Consider the following 18,857-nt stretch of genomic DNA (forward strand, 5'->3'; position numbering starts at 1 on the left):
ATGGTTCACCAGTGGCGTGGCGTGATCGAGGAGTACAGAGACCGGCTTCCCGTCTCGGCGGACACGCCGGTGGTCACGCTCGGCGAGGGCGGGACGCCGCTGGTGGCCGCGCAGTGGCTGAGCGAGCAGAGCGGCTGCGAGGTGTGGCTGAAGGTCGAGGGCAACAACCCGACCGGCTCGTTCAAGGACCGTGGGATGACGGTGGCGATCTCGCTGGCCGCGCAGGCCGGTGACAAGGCGGTCGTCTGCGCCTCCACCGGCAACACCTCGGCGTCGGCCGCGGCGTACGCCGTCCGCGCCGGGATGCTGCCGCTGGTGGTGATCCCGGCCGGCCGGATCGCGAAGGGCAAGCTGGCCCAGGCGGTCGTGCACGGCGCGAAGCTGGTGCAGATCGACGGCGGGTTCGACGACTGCCTGCGGATCGTCCGCGAGCTCGGCAAGAACTACCCGGTCGCCCTGGTGAACTCGGTCAACCCGGTTCGCCTGGAAGGGCAGAAGACCGCGTCCTTCGAGGTCTGCGACGCCCTCGGCGACGCACCGGACCTGCACTTGCTGCCGGTGGGCAACGCGGGCAACATCGCGGCCTACTGGAAGGGGTACCAGGAGTACGCCAAGGACAAGCTCGCCACCCGGACCCCGAAGATGTGGGGTTTCCAGGCCGAGGGGGCGGCGCCGATCGTGCGCGGCTCGATCGTGGAGAAGCCGGAGACGGCCGCGACCGCGATCCGGGTCGGGAACCCGGCGTCCTGGACGCTGGCCGAGGCCGCGCGGGACGAGTCCGGCGGACGGATCGAGCTGGTCACCGACGAGCAGATCCTGACCGCGCAGCGTGACCTCGCCGCTCGCGAAGGTGTGTTCGTGGAGCCGGCCTCGGCGGCCGGTGTCGCCGGGCTGCTGCACGCCAAGGCGCAGGGCTGGCTGCCGGGCGGTTCGACGGTGGTGATCACCGTCACGGGCCACGGCCTGAAGGACATCGACACCGCCCTCGGGCATGTTTCGTTCGAGGAGCCGCCGGTGACCCCCGCGGACACCGACGCCGTCGCCCGCATCGCCGGCCTCGCCTGATTGCCATGGGTGAGCACAAGCCGTGTGATCAGGTCCGCGTACGGGTGCCCGCAACGAGCGCCAACCTCGGTCCGGGATTCGACGCGTTCGGTCTCGCGCTGACCTTGTACGACGACCTTGTCGTCACCCCGTGCGGCTCCGGAGTGACCGTCGAGGTGACGGGATGCGGCGAAGGCGAAGTACCGCTGGACGACACGCATCTGGTGGTGCGGTCGATCCGGGCCGGGCTCGAGGCGCTGGGTGCCCCGGTGCCCGGATTCACCTTGCGGTGCGAGAACCGGATCCCGCACGGACGCGGCCTCGGGTCGTCGTCGGCGGCGATCGTCGGCGGCCTCGCGGCGGCGTACGCACTGGCCGGCGAACCGGTCGATCGCGAGCGTCTCGTCGTACTGGCGAACGAGATCGAAGGGCACCCGGACAACGTCGCCGCGGCAGCGCTCGGTGGGCTCACAATCGCTTGGACGGAAGGCGAAACCGGCCGCGCAGTCAGGTTGGAACCGGCGGCTGGAACTGCTGTTGTTGCTTACGTACCGGACAATCGGGTGCTGACCAAGGAGGCGCGCGGACTGCTGCCGGGCGTTGTTCCCCACAGTGACGCGGCGGCCAACGCGGGGAAGGCGGCTCTGCTCGTCGCGGCGCTGACCGGCCGGCCGGAACTGCTGCTCACCGCGACCGAGGACCGGCTCCACCAGGAGTACCGCGAACCGGCGATGCCGGAGAGCCTCGCGCTGGTGCACAAACTGCGCGGCAGCGGGCTCGCGGCGATCGTCAGCGGCGCCGGCCCGACGGTCGCCGTACTGGGTGGTCAGGACGCGAAGAGCGCAGGTCAGGACCTGTTTTCCCGCGGTACGCCGGACGCGCCGGACGGCTGGACGAAGTACGAGCTGGAGATCGATCCAGTCGGCGTACAGGTCTGGTCGATGGAAGCCGGCTGATCCGGGAATGCCGGACCGCTGACACGCGTTGTACCTCCCGAGTCGGCAGAAGGACCCGTGGTGGTGCTAGTCTCGACTCACCCGATCCCCTCCAGGTGATCGGTGTGCTCTCGTCACGATCCGGGCTGTGCTCCCGGCACCCTGTGTTGTGTGGCGACCCTCCTGTGGATGTGACCTTGCGCCGCCTGCGTCGGAGATGTCCGGGGGGACTCAGATCGAGCGAGAGACTCTTGTACCCCACGTGCCCGTTGTGCGGCCGTGGGTGGAAATTGGTCGATGCGCCGTGCAGGCCTTCGACGATCCGTGTGGGAAGGACCTCACGTGACAGAAACTGTTGAAGCTTCCAGCGGAGACGCCGCGACCTCAACCGCGCGTCGCCGGAAGGCTGGAAGCGGCCTCGAGGGCATGCTGCTCCCCGAGCTCAAGCAGCTCGCCGGGACGCTCGGCATCAAGGGCACCGGCGCACTGCGCAAGGGCCAGCTGATCGAGGCGATCAAGGCCGCCCAGACCGGCGGGTCCGCCGGTTCTTCTGCGGGCGGCTCGACCACGGCCCGCGGCGGTTCGAAGGCGAAGGCGACGCAGCCGACCCTCGACGACGCCGCGAACGAGGCCGTGGAGGCGCCGGCGGCGAAGTCCGCGGCGCCCGCGAAGCGCGAGGGCGGCAGCCGCCGGACCCGCGCCGCTGCCCAGAAGGACCCCCAGAAGGACGCGGCCCCCGACGCCGCGCCGAACGGTGCTGCCCCCGAGGCCGCCGTCGAAGCGCCGGCCGCGACGATCGCGCAGCCCGAGACGGCTGCCCCGGCCGGCACCCAGACCGGTGCGGTCGAGCGGGTGGAGACCCGTACCGAGGAGCGCGCCGACGACCGTGGTGAGAACCAGGGCCGCAACCGCGACCGGAACCGCGACGCCCGCGAGCAGAACCGGGACAACGCCCGGGACAACCGCGACAACCAGGGCCGTAACCGTGACGGCGGCCAGACCCGCGAGCAGAACCGGGACACCAGCCGGGACGGCCAGCGCGACGGCAACCGTGAGCAGAACCGCGACAACCGCGAGCAGAACCGCGACGGGAACCGGGACGGCAACCGTGAGCAGAACCGCGACAACCGCGGTGACAGCCAGCGGAACCGTCAGGACCGTAACGACCGTCAGGACCAGAGCGACCGGGGCGAGGAAGGCGAGGGCCGTCGCCGGCGCCGCCGGGGCCGCGACCGGGAGCGCACCCGCGACGGCCAGTCCACCGACCGCCGTGACGGCGGCCGGGACGGCGGTCGCGACACCGGCCGCACCCGCGGCCGTGGCGAGCGGTACGACACCGAGCCGACGATCAGCGAGGACGATGTCCTGGTGCCGGCCGCCGGCATCCTCGACGTACTCGACAACTACGCGTTCGTCCGGACCAGCGGCTACCTGCCGGGCCCGAACGACGTGTACGTCGCGCTCTCGATGGTGAAGCGCTACGGCCTGCGCAAGGGTGACGCGATCACCGGCGCGGTGAAGCAGCCGCAGGAGGGCGAGCGCAAGGAGAAGTTCAACCCGCTGGTCCGGATCGACACCGTGAACGGCGCCGACCCGGAGATCGCCAAGCAGCGGCAGGACTTCAACAAGCTCACCCCGCTGTACGCGACCGAGCGGCTCCGCCTGGAGACCGAGCCGGGCGTGCTCACCACCCGGATCGTCGACATCGTCAGCCCGATCGGCAAGGGTCAGCGTGGTCTGATCGTCTCGCCGCCGAAGGCCGGTAAGACGATGGTGCTGCAGGCGCTCGCGAACGCGATCACCACGAACAACCCCGAAGTACACCTGATGGTCGTGCTGGTGGACGAGCGGCCCGAAGAGGTCACCGACATGCAGCGCACGGTCAAGGGTGAGGTCATCGCCTCGACCTTCGACCGCCCGGCCGACGACCACACCACGGTCGCGGAGCTGGCGATCGAGCGCGCGAAGCGGCTGGTGGAGCTCGGCCACGACGTCGTCGTGCTGCTGGACTCGATCACCCGGCTGGGCCGTGCCTACAACATCGCGGCGCCGGCCAGCGGCCGGATCCTGTCCGGCGGTGTGGACTCGTCCGCGCTGTACCCGCCGAAGCGGTTCTTCGGCGCGGCCCGCAACATCGAGGACGGTGGCTCGCTGACCATCCTCGCGACCGCGCTGATCGAGACCGGCTCGAAGATGGACGAGGTGATCTTCGAGGAGTTCAAGGGCACCGGCAACATGGAGCTCCGGCTGCGCCGCGAGTTCGCCGACCGGCGGATCTTCCCGGCCATCGACGTGGTCGCCTCCGGCACCCGCCGCGAGGAACTGCTGATGTCCAAGGACGAGACCCAGGTGGTCTGGAAGCTGCGCCGGGTGCTGTCCGCGCTCGACGGGCAGGCCGCGCTGGAACTGCTGATCGGCAAGCTCAAGGAGAGCAAGTCGAACATCGAGTTCCTGCTCCAGGTCAACAAGACCACGCCGTCGACCGGCACCAGCCACAGCACCACCAACGGCGACTGAACGACCCTCGATTACCGGTTTGCCGCCTCCGGGTGGCAAACTGGTACGTCGGTTCCGGTTCACGCTCGCACCGTGCGGGCGACCCGGGGCGCTTGATATTTCCTAGGAGACTTGTTGTGAAGGCTGACATCCACCCGACGTACGTGGACACCACGGTGACCTGCACCTGTGGCGCCACGTTCCAGACGCGCTCGACCGCGGAGAACGGCGTCATCCACGCCGACGTGTGCTCGCAGTGCCACCCCTTCTACACCGGCAAGCAGAAGATTCTCGACACCGGTGGCCGGGTGGCCCGCTTCGAGAAGCGGTACGCCAAGAAGTAGCTTCCACGCCGCGCGCCGGTCCTGCCCGTTCTGGGCGGGACCGGCGCGCGGTTTGTGTTGTCAGACAGGTTCCGAAGGGAGGAGTGCGGCATGTTCGAGGCAGTCGAGACGCTGAAGGCGGAGTACGCCGAGCTGGAGCGGCAGATGACGGAGCCGGAGTTGCACTCCGACCAGGCCAACGCCCGCCGGGTCGGCAAGCGGTACGCCGCCCTGGCCCCGGTGGTCCGGACGTACGACGAGTGGTCGCAGACCGGTGACGACATCGAGGCCGCGCGCGAACTGGCCCACGAGGACCCGGCGTTCGCCGAGGAGGCGGTCCGGCTGACCGCGCGGCGCGATGAGCTCGCCGAGCGGCTGCAGACACTGCTCGTCCCGCGGGACCCCAACGACGACAAGGACGCGATCCTCGAGATCAAGGCGGGTGAGGGCGGCGACGAGTCCGCGCTGTTCGCCGGCGACCTGCTGAAGATGTACCTGAAGTACGCCGAGTCGCAGAACTGGAAGACCGAGGTGCTGGACTCGGCCGAGTCCGACCTGGGCGGGTACAAGTCGATCACGGTCGCGGTGAAGGCGAAAGGTACGCCGGAGCCGGGCGATGCGCCGTACGCGAAGCTGAAGTTCGAGGGCGGGGTGCACCGGGTCCAGCGGGTGCCGGTGACCGAGTCGCAGGGGCGGATCCACACGTCCGCGGCCGGCGTCCTGGTGCTGCCGGAGGCCGAGGACGTCGACGTCGAGATCGACCAGAACGACCTGCGGATCGACGTGTTCCGGTCGTCCGGTCCGGGTGGGCAGAGCGTCAACACGACCGACTCCGCGGTCCGGATCACCCACCTGCCGACCGGCATCGTCGTCTCGATGCAGAACGAGAAGTCGCAGCTGCAGAACCGTGAGCAGGCGATGCGGGTCCTGCGGGCGCGCCTGCTGGCCGCGGCCCAGGAGGCGGCCGACCAGGAGGCGTCGGACGCCCGGCGGTCGCAGATCCGGACCGTCGACCGGTCGGAGCGGGTCCGTACCTACAACTTCCCGGAGAACCGCTTCTCCGACCACCGCGTCGGCTACAAGGCCCACAACCTCGACCAGGTCCTCGGCGGCGACCTGGCGCCGGTCATCCAGGCCCTGACCGAGGCCGACCTGGCCGCACGGCTCGAGGCCGTCGATTCCCAGTGAGAGCTCTACTCGCTGAGGCCGCCGAACGGTTGCGCGAGGCTGGGGTTGCGTCGCCGGAGTTCGATGCTGCCGAGTTGCTGGCGTTTGTGACCGGGTCCAGCCGGTTGCATCTCAGCGAGCCGACGGCGGAACAGGTCGTTGTGTACGACGAGCTGATCGCGCGACGGGCCGCGCGGGAGCCGTTGCAGCATCTGACCGGTACGGCGGCGTTCCGGTACCGGGAGCTGGCGATCGGGCCCGGGGCGTTCGTTCCGCGGCCGGAGACCGAGGTCATGGTCGGGTGGATCCTGGAGCGGATCGCCGGTGTACCGAACCCGTTGGTCGTCGATCTGTGCAGTGGCTCCGGGGCGATCGCGGGCGCGGTGGCGACCGAGCGTCCAGACAGCACGGTGCACGCCGTCGAGTTGTCGCCGGACGCGGTGGTGTGGGCTCGCCGCAACCTGGAGGGCACGGGCGCGGTCCTGCACGAGGGCGATATCGACGGATGCCTGCCGGAGCTCGACGGTCAGGTGGACGCGGTGATTTCCAACCCGCCGTACATCCCGTTGACGGCCTGGGAGTCCGTGACCGCGGAGGTTCGCGACCACGACCCGGCGCTCGCGCTCTGGTCCGGTGACGACGGCCTCGACGAGATCAAGGTGGTCGCCGCGACCGCGGGCCGGCTGCTGAAGCCGGGTGGCTGGTTCGCCTGCGAGCACGCCGACGTCCAGGGCGAGTCGGCCCCAGCGATCTTCGCCGCCACCGGCCTCTTCACCGAAGTCCGCGACCAGCCGGACCTCGCCGCCCGCCCCCGCTTCGCAACCGGCCGCCGCATCTGAGTTGGTCGAAAGCGGCAGCTCGACAGTACGTATACGTCTACTACCTGCCTTTCCGCGCCGGGCGGCAGGCGGGATCACCGGACAGTGGACGTATACGTACTGTCGACCTGCACAAACCCCCAACAGCCCCGCTGGGCGCTAGCTGCGGGTGATGCCGCGGGCGCGGGCGGCCGGGCGTGCGGGCGGTCTGGCCAGGTCCTGTTCGCGGATCTTCCCGATCGCAGGTACGTCGGGTTCCCGGCGCGTGAGCCGGCAGACCACTGCGAAGTGATCCGCGCCCGGCACCTGCACGACCTCGACGTCGCGTGCGACCAGGTCCGGGGTGGAGAACAAGCGGTCGATCGACCGGCCGTCCGGGGTGGTGACGGGCGGCGGATCGCCGAACGCGTCCACGAGACCGAGCGTCTCGCCGAAGAACTCCCGCGGGTTCGGCATGTTCAGGTCACCTGCGACCACCGCGCGACGGACACCGCGTGCCGCCAGCTCGTCCCGCAGGTATGCCGTCATCTGCTCGCCGAACTCCCGCCCGGGTCCCTCGCGATACGTGTACTCGACCCCCTCGGCGCTCCGGAACATGTGGATCGGGCACACCTGTCCGCCCACGATGTCGACCGCACCGAGCGCCCCGAACTCACCCCGCGCGACCAGGAACCCCTTCGGATGCGGATCCATCGGCTGACCGGTCCGCCAGTGCAGGTAGTCGATCGACGGGTTCGGCAGGTCGATCCGCTCCAGCTCGGTCAGCGGGTACGTCGACGCGATCCCCACCCCCAGCCGCTCCACGCCGGGGATGTGCGAGTCCGAGAACCCGTGCCGCAGGCGATACGTCTTCCGCCCCGGCATGGCCGCTGCGGCCAACCGTTTGAGCTGGTCGCCGTCCGGGTCGAGCTCGGTCACGATCAGCACATCCGGCTGCAGCCCCGCGAGCGCCTGCCCGAAGTCCGCCGTACGGTCCGCGTCGTCGTACCCGTCGGGGCCGACGAGCCGGCCGCCGGCGATGTTGGCGAACGCGATCGAGATCATTCGTAGATCACCAGTTCCGGGCGGGGCTTCAGGGCCAGCACCTGTGCCGGGGTCATCAGGGGACCGTGGCGGGTGTCCTCGGTGTAGAAGAGCTTGAAGCCGGCGTGGACCGACGGCGGGAGGGCCGTGGTGAGTTTGGTCCACGTCTTGAGCTTGTCCGTGCGCGCGCCGATCCCGTCGACCGACTTGATCGTCACGACTCCGGGATGCGGTTTCAGTGCCTTCTCGCCGGTGACGATCCGCGCCGACAGTTGGTGGAACACGAACACCTTCTCCGGCAGATGGTTCGCCTGCACCAGCCCGGACAGGTACGCCGCGATGCTGTCGAGCTCCGCGCCTGTCGTGTGCCCGAACACGCGGCCCGGTACCTGGGTCGGGCCGACCGCCCATTCGGGGTCGAACGCCAGCCCGACGTCCGGTTCCTTCAGCCATCGCTCCAGCCGCTTCACCTCGGGCAGGATCTTCGCCCGCCCGGGCTGGATGTCGAGCAGCAGGAGCATCTTGTGCTTCCGCGCGACCGTCAGGTATTGCTCGATCTTCGCGTCGTCGAGCCGCCCGCGATACATCCCGTCCTTGCCGCGCGATCCTCTCGCGACGACCGTGATGAGTTCCATCACGGGCAGCGGCGTGCGCCCAGCCGCGTAGGCGCGTGACAGCTTGTCGAGCTTCACCGCCTTCGCGTCCAGGTCCTTGTCCAGCGGTCCCAGTGCAGGTGAGCCGGGTAGACCGACGTACGCGACCAGCTGGTACTTCGGGAAGATCGCTCGCCCACCGCGTGGCAGTCCGTCCGGTGCTGGCGGGGGAGTAGGGCTGGAGTGCGCGGGCGTCGTCGTCGGAGGTGGCCCGGCCGGGGCGGGCTTGTCATCGCTGCAGGCCACCAGACCTAGCAGTACGACGGCCAGCGCCCCACAGACTTTCCGCACCGCACCAGCCAATCACACGTCAGGCTGCAGCGGCGGTCCGTTCCAGTCCAGCGGCTGCGCGCTGCACCATCGACTCCGGTCCCTCGGCGAGTGCGAGCTCCAGTGCACGCGCGAAATGCGGGCGTGCCTGTGTCAGATCGCCCTTCGCCAGCAGCGTCTCAGCCAGCCGCAGGTACGCGTTCTGCTGCGACTGCGTCGAGTCGCTCTCCAACGCCAGCTCCAGTGACCGGCGTCCGACGTCGGTCGCTGCAGCCCACTGGTGCTGCCGCGCGTACGCCGTACCCAGGAACGCGTACGTGTAGATGAGGCTGTAGTCGGCGCCTCGCTCCACCCCGAGGTCCCGGGCCGTCGTCAGAGCCGCCACAGCGTCGTCCACGCGGTCCAGCTCGAGCAGGCATTCACCGATCCCGTTCAGTACCTCTCCACGTACGGCGGGATCGCCCAGCGCCAGCGATTCCTCGTACGCCGAGAGCGCCCGAGCGAACTCCCCGCGGTCGCCGTACGTCACCCCGAGGTACGCCAGCACCCGGGACGCGATGCCGGTCTCAGCAGCGTGCCGAGCGACCTTCAACGCCTCCTCGAGTACGCCGATCGCCTCGTCGTCGGGATGCAGCTTCGCCAGGCTGTAGCCGATCGAGGCGAGCAGCCGCGCCCGCAACGCCAGGTCCGCGTCCTGCGGCAGCCTGTCGCGTGCGTCCTGCAGCGTTCGCAGACTGGCCTCAGCGCCGAGGCGGTACCGTCCGAGGCTGCCGATCGACAACAGGACCCGTGCCTCCACCGAGGCGTCCGTAGCGGCACGCAGCGCGAGCTCCAGCGCCTCGTCCATCTCGTAGACCCGGCCGCGCTGGAAGAAGCAGGACGCCACGGCCAGACCGAGCCGCCACGCGTGTTCCGACGCACCACTCGACTCGGCGAACCGGATCGTCGCCAGCACGTTCGCGCCCTCGCTGTCGATCCACTCCAGTCCGTCTGAGGCCGAGGTGAACTCAGGCAACCGCACCGGCGCCGGCTCCGGTAGCGGTTGCAGCTGGCTGCTGAAGATCGCCGTACTCGCGGCTGTCGTCGCGTAGAGGTAGTAGTCGAGCAAACGCCGTACTGCGTCCGGCTCGGGGTCCAGTGTGCGTGCGTACTGTCGCAGCAGGTCGTGGAACTGGAAACGGCCAGGACGCAGCTGCAACAGCAGGTTGGCGTCGACGAGCTGCTCCAGCAGGTCCTCCGCATCAACCGCGTCCACGTCGGCCAGCGCCGCGGCGGCGTACATATCGACGTCTTGGCCGGTCATCGCGCCGAGCAGACGGAACAGGCGCTGCTGGTCCGACGGCAGATGCTCGTACGACAAGGCGAACGCGGGGGAGACCCCACCGCTGTCCGTGCTGAGCTCAGCCAGCCGCCTGTCCTCAGCGTCGAGTCGTCGGCTCAGGTGCTCGATCGTCCAGCTCGGGCGATGCCTGAGCCGCGAGCCGGCCACCCGGATCGCCAGCGGCAGGTGGCCGCACTGGCTGACCACCTGTGCCGCAGCAGCTGTGTCACCAGCACGGTCCGGTCCTACGATCTCCGCCAGCAGGTCCCGCGCGTCCTCCGGCCCCAGTACGTCGAGTGCCAGCCGAGCTGTCGCGTCCAGCCCGGTCAGCTGCCGCCGACTGGTCACCAGCACGCCACACTGCGGGCTCCCGGCAAGCAACGGCCGTACTGCGGCACTGTCGGGCGCATTGTCGAGTACTACGAGGATGCGTCGGCCTGCTAGCTCAGAACGCCACAGTGCGGCCCGCTCCTCGAGGTCAGCGGGGATGCGGTCCGCCGGCACGGCCAGCGTGCGCAGCAGGCGGTCCAAGGCCTGCAACGCGGACACCGGTTCATTGCCGGGCGTGTAGCCGTGCAGATCGATGAAGAGCCGCCCGTCCGGGTACACGTCCGCCAGCTGACGTGCGGCGCGTACGGCGAGCGCTGTCTTGCCAACACCTGCCATACCGTCGATCGCAACGACAGCAGGTCCTGGTGTGCGCAGTGCGTCGACCACTTGGGTCAGTACGTCGTCACGGCCGACGAACGCCGCACCGTCGTACGGCAGCTCGTCCCGCAGCACCGGGCGGGCAACTGGCTCGTCGTTGCGCAGAATGCGTTCGTGGATCGCCCGGAGCGCCGGACCGGGCTCCACACCGAGCTGTTCGACCAGCTCTTCCCTGGTCCGGGTGTAGGTGTCGAGAGCTTCGGAACTCCGGCCGCTGCGCCAGTACGCCAGCATGAGCTGGCCGGCGAACTGCTCGCGCAAACGATCAGCCTCGACCAGCGCGACCAGCTCCGGCACCAGGTCGCCGTACCGGCCGCGCTCCAGGTCGAGATCGATCCGCTCGGCCAGCACCTTCAGCCGGCGCTCCGTGAGCCGGTGCCGCTCGACGCCGACGTAGTGCCCGGGCAGGCCGCCCAACGGCTCACCCTTGAACAACGCAAGGGCTTCCGACAGGTTCGCCGCCGCCTCGTCGAGGTTGTCCGTCGCATGCGCGGCGCTGACGAGCTCCTCGAACCGGGTGAGGTCGAGGGCCACCCGCAACCGGTACCCGGCGCGGGAGCTGACCAGCACGTCCTTGGGCAGCAGTTGACGCAACCGGTAGGCGTACGTCGCGACGATCTGCGTCCCGCTGTTCGGTGGCGCGTCGTCCCACACGAGCGCGAGCAGATCGTCGGCAGAGACCACCTGGTCCGCCCGGAGCGCCAGCACCGCCAGGAAGGCCTGCTGGCGCAACGGACCGAGCTCCAGCCGGCGCTCACCGGACCAGCCGCGCAGAGGACCGAGCAGGTCGAGCCGCAGGTCCTCAGTCACAGACGACAGTCTGTCAGCTACCCCGCGTTCACACCTAAAGGTCCTGTCCGGTGATCCATCGCCTACTGCGGGGCACTCGGCACGGCACCTCGCCGCACGGGTGCAAAGGCCACGATGCTCCGCATCGAGACCTTCGCCCCCGCACGCCGATGCACCGCACCGAGCACCTCCTCGCTACGGCGCTGGATCACCGGACAGGACCTAGGTAGCTGTCGATCTCGGACAGCAGGGACGATTTCACCGAGTCCTCGGCGAACGACACGCGGACCGCGGTCTTGGCCAGTTCGCCGACGCCGGCTTCGTCCAGGTCGAGCAGCCGCGCTGCCACGGCGTACTCGTTGGTGAGGTCGGTGCCGAACATCGGCGGGTCGTCGGAGTTGATCGTGACGACCAGGCCGGCGTCGACCATCGCGCGCAGCGGGTGGACGTCGTACGACGCGACCGCGCGGGTGGCGATGTTGGACGTCGGGCTGACCTCCAGCGGGATCCGGTGCTCGCCGAGGTAGTCGACCAGCGCCGGGTCCTGCATCGTCGACGTACCGTGGCCGATCCGCTCGGCCTTCAGCAGCCGCACCGCGTCCCAGATCGTCTCCGGACCGGTCGTCTCACCCGCATGCGGGACGCTGCGCAGCCCGGCCGCGACCGCCGCCTCGAAATGCGGCTGGAACTGCGGCCGCGGTACGCCGATCTCCGGCCCGCCGAGCCCGAACCCGACCAGGCCCTCCGGACGGATCTCGGTCGCGATCCGCAACGTCTCGTCGGCGGCCGGGATCCCTGCCTCACCGGAGATGTCGAAGATCCACCGCAGCACCAGCCCGAACTCCTTCGCGGCCGCGACCCGCGCGTCCTCGATCGCTTCGCAGAACGCCTCGGCGGCGATCCCGCGGATCACCGAGGTGTACGGCGTGACCGTCAGCTCGGCGTACCGCAGGTTCTGCTGCTCGGCCATCTCGCGGGCGACCTCGTAGGTCAGCAGCCGGACGTCCTCGGGCGTCTTGATCAGCTCGACGACGGACAGGTAGATGTCGATGAAGTGGGCGAAGTCGCTGAACTTGAAGTACTCCGTCAGCAGTCCCGGATCGGCCGGCACCGGCGACCCGGGGTGCCGGGCGGCGAGCTCGGCGACGATCCGCGGCGACGCCGACCCGACGTGGTGGACATGCAACTCGGCCTTCGGCAACCCGGCAAGGAACTCACGCGACACAGTCATGTCCGGGATCCTAGAGAGCGGCCCGGCCGTTCGGCGCGGAAGCTGACAATCGTTTGTCAGCAACGACCCGGTTAGGGCCGGGGGCCGCGTGAGTGGCACGATTCACTCCGTGAGTGAGCGCTTCGACTTCACCGGGGACGAACTGGCACCGGCGTACCGCGCAGCGGTGGACGCCATCGAGGCCGGCGACCTGGTCGTCCTGCCGACCGACACCGTGTACGGGCTGGCTGCCGACGCCTTCAAGGCCGACGCGGTGCAGCGGCTGCTGGACGCCAAGGGCCGCGGGCGGGACATGCCGCCGCCGGTGCTGATCTCGGTGGTGGAGTCGCTCGACGCGCTCGCCACCGACATCCCGGACGACGGCCGCAAGCTCTGTGAGGAGTTCTGGCCGGGGCCGCTGACCGTGATCTGCCATGCGCAGACGTCGCTGATGTGGGACCTGGGGGAGACCCAGGGCACGGTCGCGCTGCGGGTGCCGGACCACGAGAACACCCGCGAGCTGCTGTCGCGGACCGGACCGCTTGCGGTCAGCTCGGCGAACAAGTCCGGGCAGCCGGCGGCGCTGGACGTGTACGACGCCGAGGAGCAGTTGGGTGAGTCCGTCGCCGTGTACCTCGACGGCGGCGAGGCAACCGGCGGCCAGCCCTCCACCATCGTCGACCTCACCGGCGACACCCCCCGCGTAGTCCGCGTAGGCGCCCTCTCGGTGGACCAACTCCGCGCAGTAGTCCCCGACGTAGCCACCGAAACCGACGAAAAGCCGGCAGCCGAAACGCCCACCGAGGACAAGCCCGCGGACGAGACGCCCGCCGAGGACAAGCCCGCGGACGAGACGCCCGCCGAGGACAAGCCCGCGGACGAGAAGCCGGCGGACGAGAAGCCGGCGGACGAGAAGCCGGCGGACGAGAAGCCGGCGGACGAGAAGCTGGCGGAGGAGAAGCCGGCGGAGGACAAGCCTCTGGTGGACGAGTCCGCGGAGGACAAGCCCGCCGAGGACAAGCTCGCCGAGGACAAGCCCGCCGAGGACAAGCCCGCGGATGTCGAGCCAACTGCGGAGGCGGTTGTGGCGTCCAAGGAGGACGACACCAAGACCGATCCCGATGTGAGGCCTGCGGACCGAGGTCATGACTCCTGACTCCACGCCTACTGCGCGGCACTCGGCACGGCATCTCGCCGCACGAGTGCAAAGGGCAAGATGCTCCGCATCTAACCCTTCGCCCCCGCACGCCGAGCTACCGCACCGAGCACCTGCTCGCTACGGCGTGGAGTCAGGAGACATGACCTAGTGCGCGAGTACCTGCTGGTCCTGTTCGTGGCGATGGCCACGACCTTTCTGCTGACCGGCGTGGCCCGGCAGATCGCGCTGCGGTACGGCGCGGTCGCGAAGGTCCGGGCCCGGGACGTGCACAAGGTCCCGATCCCGTACTTCGGCGGCCTGTCCATCCTCGGCGGCCTGATCGCCGGTTTCGCGGTCGCCTCCAGCCTGCCGTTCCTCGGCAACAGCCTGCAGGTCGCCCACGACGCCCGGGCGATCCTGGTCGGCGGCGTGGTGATCTGCGCGGTCGGCGTGGTCGACGACCTGTACGAGCTGGACGCGATCACCAAGCTGGCCGGCGAGGTGCTCGCGGTCGGCGTACTCGTTGTCCAAGGCATCCAGTTGTACTGGCTCCCGCTGCCCGGCGGCGTGATCTCGCCGTCGCCCGCGCAGCTCGCCGTCCTGACCGCGGGCATCCTCCTGGTGTCCTGCAACGCGGTGAACTTCGTCGACGGCCTGGACGGTCTCGCGGCCGGCGTCACCGCGATCGGCGCGACCGCGTTCTTCGTCTACTCGTACCTGCTGAACGTCCACGAGAACCTCGACCGCGCCACCACCTCGACCCTGATCACGGTCGCGCTGGCCGGTGCCTGCCTCGGCTTCCTGCCGCACAACTTCTTCCCCGCAAGGGTTTTCATGGGCGACTCCGGCGCCCTGCTGATCGGCCTGATGCTGGCCGCGTCGACGATCAGCCTGACCGGCCAGATGGACCCGAACGCGGTCCCGTACGAGGTCGGCGGCTCCAGCCTGCTGCCCGCACTGCTTCCCCTGGTGCTGCCGATCGCCATCCTCGCGATCCCCGCGCTGGACCTGACGATGGCCTACGTACGCCGTACCAAGGCCGGCCGCTCACCGTTCGCGGCGGACAAGCAGCACCTGCACCACCGCCTGATGCAACGCGGTCACTCGCACCGCCGGGCCGTCCTGCTGATGTACCTGTGGACGGCCTTGATCGCGTACGGCGTCGTGGTTCTCGGCCTCCTCCTGACCTGGTGGACCGCCCTCGTCGTACTGGCCGTCGCGGTCACCGCCGTGCTGCTCACGACGGGTCTCCCGCGACGAACCGGGAAACCGCTCGCCAAAGTCTGAGTATCCGCTGAGAGGGACCAGACCACTCGCCGGTGTGGCCTACCGATAAGGTGTGCCTGTACAGCGGCAGGGGCCTCGTTTTGCTGACCACGCAGACTTTGTGCTAGTTTTCACAAGCACCAGCAAAGAACAGCGACACCCCTGACCCCGCCCACCCGACGAGCTGGCCGCGAGACCAGCACGCCAGCAGGACGGAACCACCAGATGGCTCCTACGGCCCACAGCCCGAAAATCGCCGGACAAGCGACCAAGCACCCGGCGTTGGCGATGTTGCGTGGCGCTCTGGTCGCCGCACTGGTCGTCGGCGTGAACGCCGCCGCCGTGTCCACGGTCGCCGCCGGTGTTCCCGGCCTCCTGGGTGCGCTGCTGGGGATGCTGACGGTCGTCGTGTTCTCCGGTGCCGGTCTGCTCGCGCTGCACCTTTCGCGCAAGACGTCCCCGACCGTGCAGCTCGCCGTCGCGATGGCGTCGTACACCGGCCGGATCGCGATCTTCGGCGGCCTGCTCGCGCTCGCGCTGAACTCGGACGGCCTGGCCAGGCACGTGAATCTGACCGTGCTCGGCCTGGTCGCGATGGTCGTCGTGATGGGCTGGATGGCCGGCGAGATCTGGGCCTGGTCCCGGCTCCGGGTGCCGATCTACGACCTCGACAAAGAGGTGACGGCGTGAGCACCCTTCGTAACGATTCCCCTGCCCTGCCGGGGATTGCCGGGCCCGATGTGACCGCTTCTGTTGCCAACTGGTACGTTTCGGGTGCCAATGAGCGAGCACAAGGATCCGAAGCCATCACCCCCCAATTCGGGCGACGGCTGGCGGGTCCTGTCCTACTTGATCGGCGGTGTCCTCGTCTACGGGGCCATCGGGTTCGGGTTGGATCGCCTCTTCGGCACCCAGTTCTTGCTTCCGGTGGGCATCGTCCTCGGTGCCGGCCTCAGCATCTTGATGTTGCACTTCCGGTACGGGTCGCGGTCCTGACGAAGGTTCCGATGGATCGGATCCTTACCGGGTCTGACGTTGTTGACCGCCATGCCCTGAGCCGCCCTGCCCCTGAATTCCAGGCGTCCGACTTGAGCACGACGCGAGAGGAGACCCGGTGACCGCCGGCGTTCCGACCGAGTTCATCCCACCCGGTCCACAGAACTTCGAGACCACTCCGATCATCCACGGTGTCGACTGGTTCACCAAGCCCGTGCTGGTGGCCGCGCTGTCCGTCGTGGTGATCCTCTGGTTCTTCTACGGTGCGTCGCGCAAGGCCGCGATCGTGCCGAGCAAGCTGCAGTTCGCCGGCGAGCTGGGCTACAACTTCGTCCGCAACTCCATCGCCCGGGACGCGATCGGCAGCGCGGACTTCATGAAGTTCGTGCCCTACCTGTGCGGCCTGTTCTTCTTCATCCTGCTGAACAACGTCGCCGCGACGATCCCGCTGATCCAGTTCCCGACCTTCAGCCACATCGGCTGGGCGTACGTGGCCGCGATCATGAGCTGGGTCATCTACAACGCGGTCGGCATCAAGAAGAAGGGCCTGTGGGGCTACTTCAAGCACCAGACCATGCCGGCCGGCGTGCCGGGCTGGCTGATGCCGCTGATGATCCCGATCGAGTTCATCTCGAACATCCTGGTCCGGCCGATCTCGCTGAGCCTGCGGCTGTTCGCGAACATGTTCGCCGGCCACATCCTGCTGCTGGTCTTCGTGCTCGGCGGCGAATACATGATCCTGCACTCCGGCAGCATCGCGATCGGCGGCGTCGGCATCATCACGCTGCTGATGGCGCTGGCGATCGCCGGGCTGGAGCTGTTCGTGCAGTGCATCCAGGCCTACATCTTCGTGGTCCTGACCGCGCAGTACATCGGCAGCGCGATCGCCGACGAGCACTGACCCGCACCACCCCGCAGTACCCCTAGACCGGTAGTAACGGAATCCCGGATAGCCGCTATCCGTACTGAAAGGAAACACCGCAATGGTGAGCAACATGGCTCTCGCAATCACCGGTGACATCGCCGTTCTGGGCTACGGCCTCGCTGCCATCGGCCCGGGTGTTGGCGTCGGCCTGATCTTCGCCGCCGTGATCAACGGCACGGCGCGTCAGCCCGAGGCTCAGGGCAAGCTGCAGTCGATCGCGTGGATCGGCTTCGGCGTCACCGAGGTGCTCGCGATCATCGGTATCGCCCTCGCCTTCGTGTTCAAGGGCTGACCCCTTCCCCCCTGACTGACAGGACCCAGACATGCTGACGTTAGTTCTGCCGCTGACCGAGGCCGCGGACGAGGCTCCGAGCCCGCTGCTGCCGCACACGGCTGAGATCATCTTCGGCTTCGTCTTCCTGGTCCTCTTGGCCATCGCCTTCGCCAAGGTCGTCGTACCCAAGTTCGAGAAGGCGTACGCCGATCGGACCGCGGCGATCGAAGGCGGGATGAACGAGGCCAAGCAGGCCCAGGCCGAGGCGAAGGCCGCTTTGGACAAGTACAACGCGCAGCTGGCCGAGGCCCGGCAGGAAGCTGCGAAGATCCGCGAGGACGCCCGCGAGCAGGGCGCCCAGATCATCGCGGAGATGCGCGAGCAGGCGAACGCCGAGGCCGAGCGGATCGTCACCCACGCCCGCGCGCAGATCGACGCCGAGCGGACGCAGGCGGTCGCCTCGCTGCGCGGCGAGGTCGGCACGATGGCGACCACGCTGGCCGGCCGGATCGTCGGCGAGTCGCTCGAGGACGAGGCCCGGCAGCGCCGGACCGTCGAGCGGTTCCTGGCCGAGCTGGAAACCTCGGAGTCCGCTCGTCAGGCTGTCGGAACGGACGGCTGATGCGCGGCGCGTCGAACGAGTCACTCGCCCGGGCCGAGCAGGCCCTGGCGGGTGCGACCCCGGCCGAGGGCCTGGGGAGCGAGCTGTTCTCGATCGCCAAGCTGCTGGACGGCAGCGGCGCGCTCCGGCGTGCGCTGACCGACCCGGCGCGGCCGGCCGCGACCAAGTCCGGACTGGCCGAGCAGCTGTTCGGCGGCAAGATCTCCCCCCAGGCGTTGGAGATCCTGTCCGTCGCGGTGTCCGGTCGCTGGGTCAGCGGCCGGGACCTGGGCGACGCCCTGGACCAGCTGAGCGTCGAGGCCGAGGTGGCCTACGCCGACACCCGGCGGAAGCTGGACGAGGTCGAGGACGAGCTGTTCCGGCTGGACCGGGTGGTCGCCGCCGAGCGCGCCCTGGCCGAGAAGCTGGGCGACCGGGGCATCCCGGCCGAACACCGGCAGGAGCTGATCCGCGGACTGCTGCAGGGCAAGGCCGACGCCACCACGGTGCGGCTCGCCGAGCGGGCCGTGGACGGCCGCGGCCGGGCCTTCGCGGCCTCGCTGCGCTCCTACCAGGTCGCCGCGGCGGCCCGGCGGAACGCCAGCATCGCGACCGTGCGGGTGGCCACCGACCTCACCGAGGCGGAGCGGACCCGGCTGTCGGCGGCACTCGGACGGCAGTACGGCCGGGAGATCCAGCTGAACGTCATCGTCGACCCGAACGTGGTCGGCGGCGTCCGGGTGGACATCGGCGACGAAGTGATCGACGGAACCATCGCGGCCAGGCTCGACGACGCGCAACGGCGCATCGCGGGCTGAACCCCCTTAACGACATACAGCGGCGCTAAGGGTCGGGAAAGCCTCTTAGAGCCACAACAGGCCAGCAAGGGTCAAGGAAGCA

At 69.3% G+C, this 18,857-nt stretch carries 18 protein-coding genes; 14 read left to right on the forward strand and 4 right to left on the reverse strand.

Annotated elements, in window-relative coordinates:
• The 6 genes from thrC to prmC all read left to right on the forward strand — a co-directional run bounded on the left by thrC (window position 1) and on the right by prmC (window position 6,804).
• On the forward strand, window positions 1–1,065 hold the full coding sequence (gene thrC, locus E0H92_RS28740; protein ID WP_131463439.1) for a threonine synthase: 1,065 nt from the start codon (window positions 1–3) through the stop codon (window positions 1,063–1,065).
• A 5-nt stretch (window positions 1,066–1,070) separates the two neighbouring features.
• Window positions 1,071–2,000, forward strand: coding sequence for a homoserine kinase (thrB, locus tag E0H92_RS28745; protein ID WP_131498474.1), 930 nt, complete (start codon window positions 1,071–1,073; stop codon window positions 1,998–2,000).
• A gap of 321 nt (window positions 2,001–2,321) precedes the next feature.
• Window positions 2,322–4,496 (forward strand): transcription termination factor Rho, encoded by a 2,175-nt coding sequence (rho, locus tag E0H92_RS28750; RefSeq protein ID WP_131498475.1) that lies wholly within the window; start codon window positions 2,322–2,324, stop codon window positions 4,494–4,496.
• 116 nt (window positions 4,497–4,612) lie between these two features.
• Window positions 4,613–4,819, forward strand: coding sequence for a 50S ribosomal protein L31 (rpmE, locus tag E0H92_RS28755; protein ID WP_131291225.1), 207 nt, complete (start codon window positions 4,613–4,615; stop codon window positions 4,817–4,819).
• A 90-nt stretch (window positions 4,820–4,909) separates the two neighbouring features.
• The gene (prfA, locus tag E0H92_RS28760) at window positions 4,910–5,986 is read left to right on the forward strand and encodes a peptide chain release factor 1 (RefSeq protein ID WP_131498476.1); all 1,077 of its coding nucleotides are present in this window, start codon (window positions 4,910–4,912) and stop codon (window positions 5,984–5,986) included.
• Window positions 5,983–6,804 carry a peptide chain release factor N(5)-glutamine methyltransferase gene (gene prmC, locus E0H92_RS28765; RefSeq protein WP_131498477.1) on the forward strand — a complete coding sequence of 274 codons (822 nt, stop codon included), beginning with the start codon at window positions 5,983–5,985 and terminating at the stop codon, window positions 6,802–6,804. The genes prfA and prmC overlap by 4 nt, the downstream gene beginning before the upstream one ends.
• 138 nt (window positions 6,805–6,942) lie before the next feature.
• Here prmC and E0H92_RS28770 read toward each other — a convergent pair whose 3' ends face one another.
• From E0H92_RS28770 to E0H92_RS28785, 4 genes are all read right to left on the reverse strand, one after another.
• Window positions 6,943–7,827 (reverse strand): endonuclease/exonuclease/phosphatase family protein, encoded by an 885-nt coding sequence (locus E0H92_RS28770; protein ID WP_131498478.1) that lies wholly within the window; start codon window positions 7,825–7,827, stop codon window positions 6,943–6,945.
• Window positions 7,824–8,750: a hypothetical protein gene (locus E0H92_RS28775; RefSeq protein ID WP_238173644.1), complete on the reverse strand. Its 927-nt coding sequence runs from the start codon at window positions 8,748–8,750 to the stop codon at window positions 7,824–7,826. Before E0H92_RS28775 ends, E0H92_RS28770 begins: the two co-directional genes overlap by 4 nt.
• Window positions 8,751–8,769: 19 nt before the next feature.
• Window positions 8,770–11,568: an AfsR/SARP family transcriptional regulator gene (locus E0H92_RS28780; RefSeq protein ID WP_131498479.1), complete on the reverse strand. Its 2,799-nt coding sequence runs from the start codon at window positions 11,566–11,568 to the stop codon at window positions 8,770–8,772.
• 187 nt (window positions 11,569–11,755) lie between these two features.
• Complete coding sequence (locus E0H92_RS28785; protein WP_131498480.1) at window positions 11,756–12,778, reverse strand: adenosine deaminase; 1,023 nt, start codon at window positions 12,776–12,778, stop codon at window positions 11,756–11,758.
• 109 nt (window positions 12,779–12,887) lie between these two features.
• Here E0H92_RS28785 and E0H92_RS28790 point away from each other — a divergent pair, with 109 nt between their 5' ends.
• From E0H92_RS28790 to E0H92_RS28825, 8 genes are all read left to right on the forward strand, one after another.
• The gene (locus E0H92_RS28790; protein ID WP_238173645.1) at window positions 12,888–13,913 is read left to right on the forward strand and encodes an L-threonylcarbamoyladenylate synthase; all 1,026 of its coding nucleotides are present in this window, start codon (window positions 12,888–12,890) and stop codon (window positions 13,911–13,913) included.
• A 150-nt stretch (window positions 13,914–14,063) separates the two neighbouring features.
• Window positions 14,064–15,182 (forward strand): glycosyltransferase family 4 protein, encoded by a 1,119-nt coding sequence (locus E0H92_RS28795; RefSeq protein WP_131291237.1) that lies wholly within the window; start codon window positions 14,064–14,066, stop codon window positions 15,180–15,182.
• A 204-nt stretch (window positions 15,183–15,386) separates the two neighbouring features.
• Window positions 15,387–15,851 (forward strand): Cg1360 family ATP-synthase-associated protein, encoded by a 465-nt coding sequence (locus tag E0H92_RS28800; protein ID WP_131463447.1) that lies wholly within the window; start codon window positions 15,387–15,389, stop codon window positions 15,849–15,851.
• 90 nt (window positions 15,852–15,941) lie between these two features.
• Window positions 15,942–16,157, forward strand: a complete 216-nt coding sequence (locus tag E0H92_RS28805; protein WP_131291241.1) for an AtpZ/AtpI family protein — start codon at window positions 15,942–15,944, stop codon at window positions 16,155–16,157.
• Window positions 16,158–16,275: 118 nt separating this feature from the next.
• Entirely contained in the window at window positions 16,276–17,058 is a 783-nt protein-coding gene (atpB, locus tag E0H92_RS28810) for a F0F1 ATP synthase subunit A (protein ID WP_131463448.1), read from the forward strand.
• Between the two features lie 94 nt (window positions 17,059–17,152).
• Window positions 17,153–17,374, forward strand: a complete 222-nt coding sequence (atpE, locus tag E0H92_RS28815; RefSeq protein ID WP_202873892.1) for an ATP synthase F0 subunit C — start codon at window positions 17,153–17,155, stop codon at window positions 17,372–17,374.
• Between the two features lie 31 nt (window positions 17,375–17,405).
• Window positions 17,406–17,978 (forward strand): F0F1 ATP synthase subunit B, encoded by a 573-nt coding sequence (locus E0H92_RS28820; RefSeq protein WP_131463450.1) that lies wholly within the window; start codon window positions 17,406–17,408, stop codon window positions 17,976–17,978.
• Window positions 17,978–18,775 (forward strand): F0F1 ATP synthase subunit delta, encoded by a 798-nt coding sequence (locus E0H92_RS28825; RefSeq protein ID WP_131498481.1) that lies wholly within the window; start codon window positions 17,978–17,980, stop codon window positions 18,773–18,775. The genes E0H92_RS28820 and E0H92_RS28825 overlap by 1 nt, the downstream gene beginning before the upstream one ends.
• Window positions 18,776–18,857: the final 82 nt, after the last annotated feature.

This window comes from Kribbella speibonae (assembly GCF_004331375.1).
GTDB lineage: Bacteria > Actinomycetota > Actinomycetes > Propionibacteriales > Kribbellaceae > Kribbella > Kribbella sindirgiensis.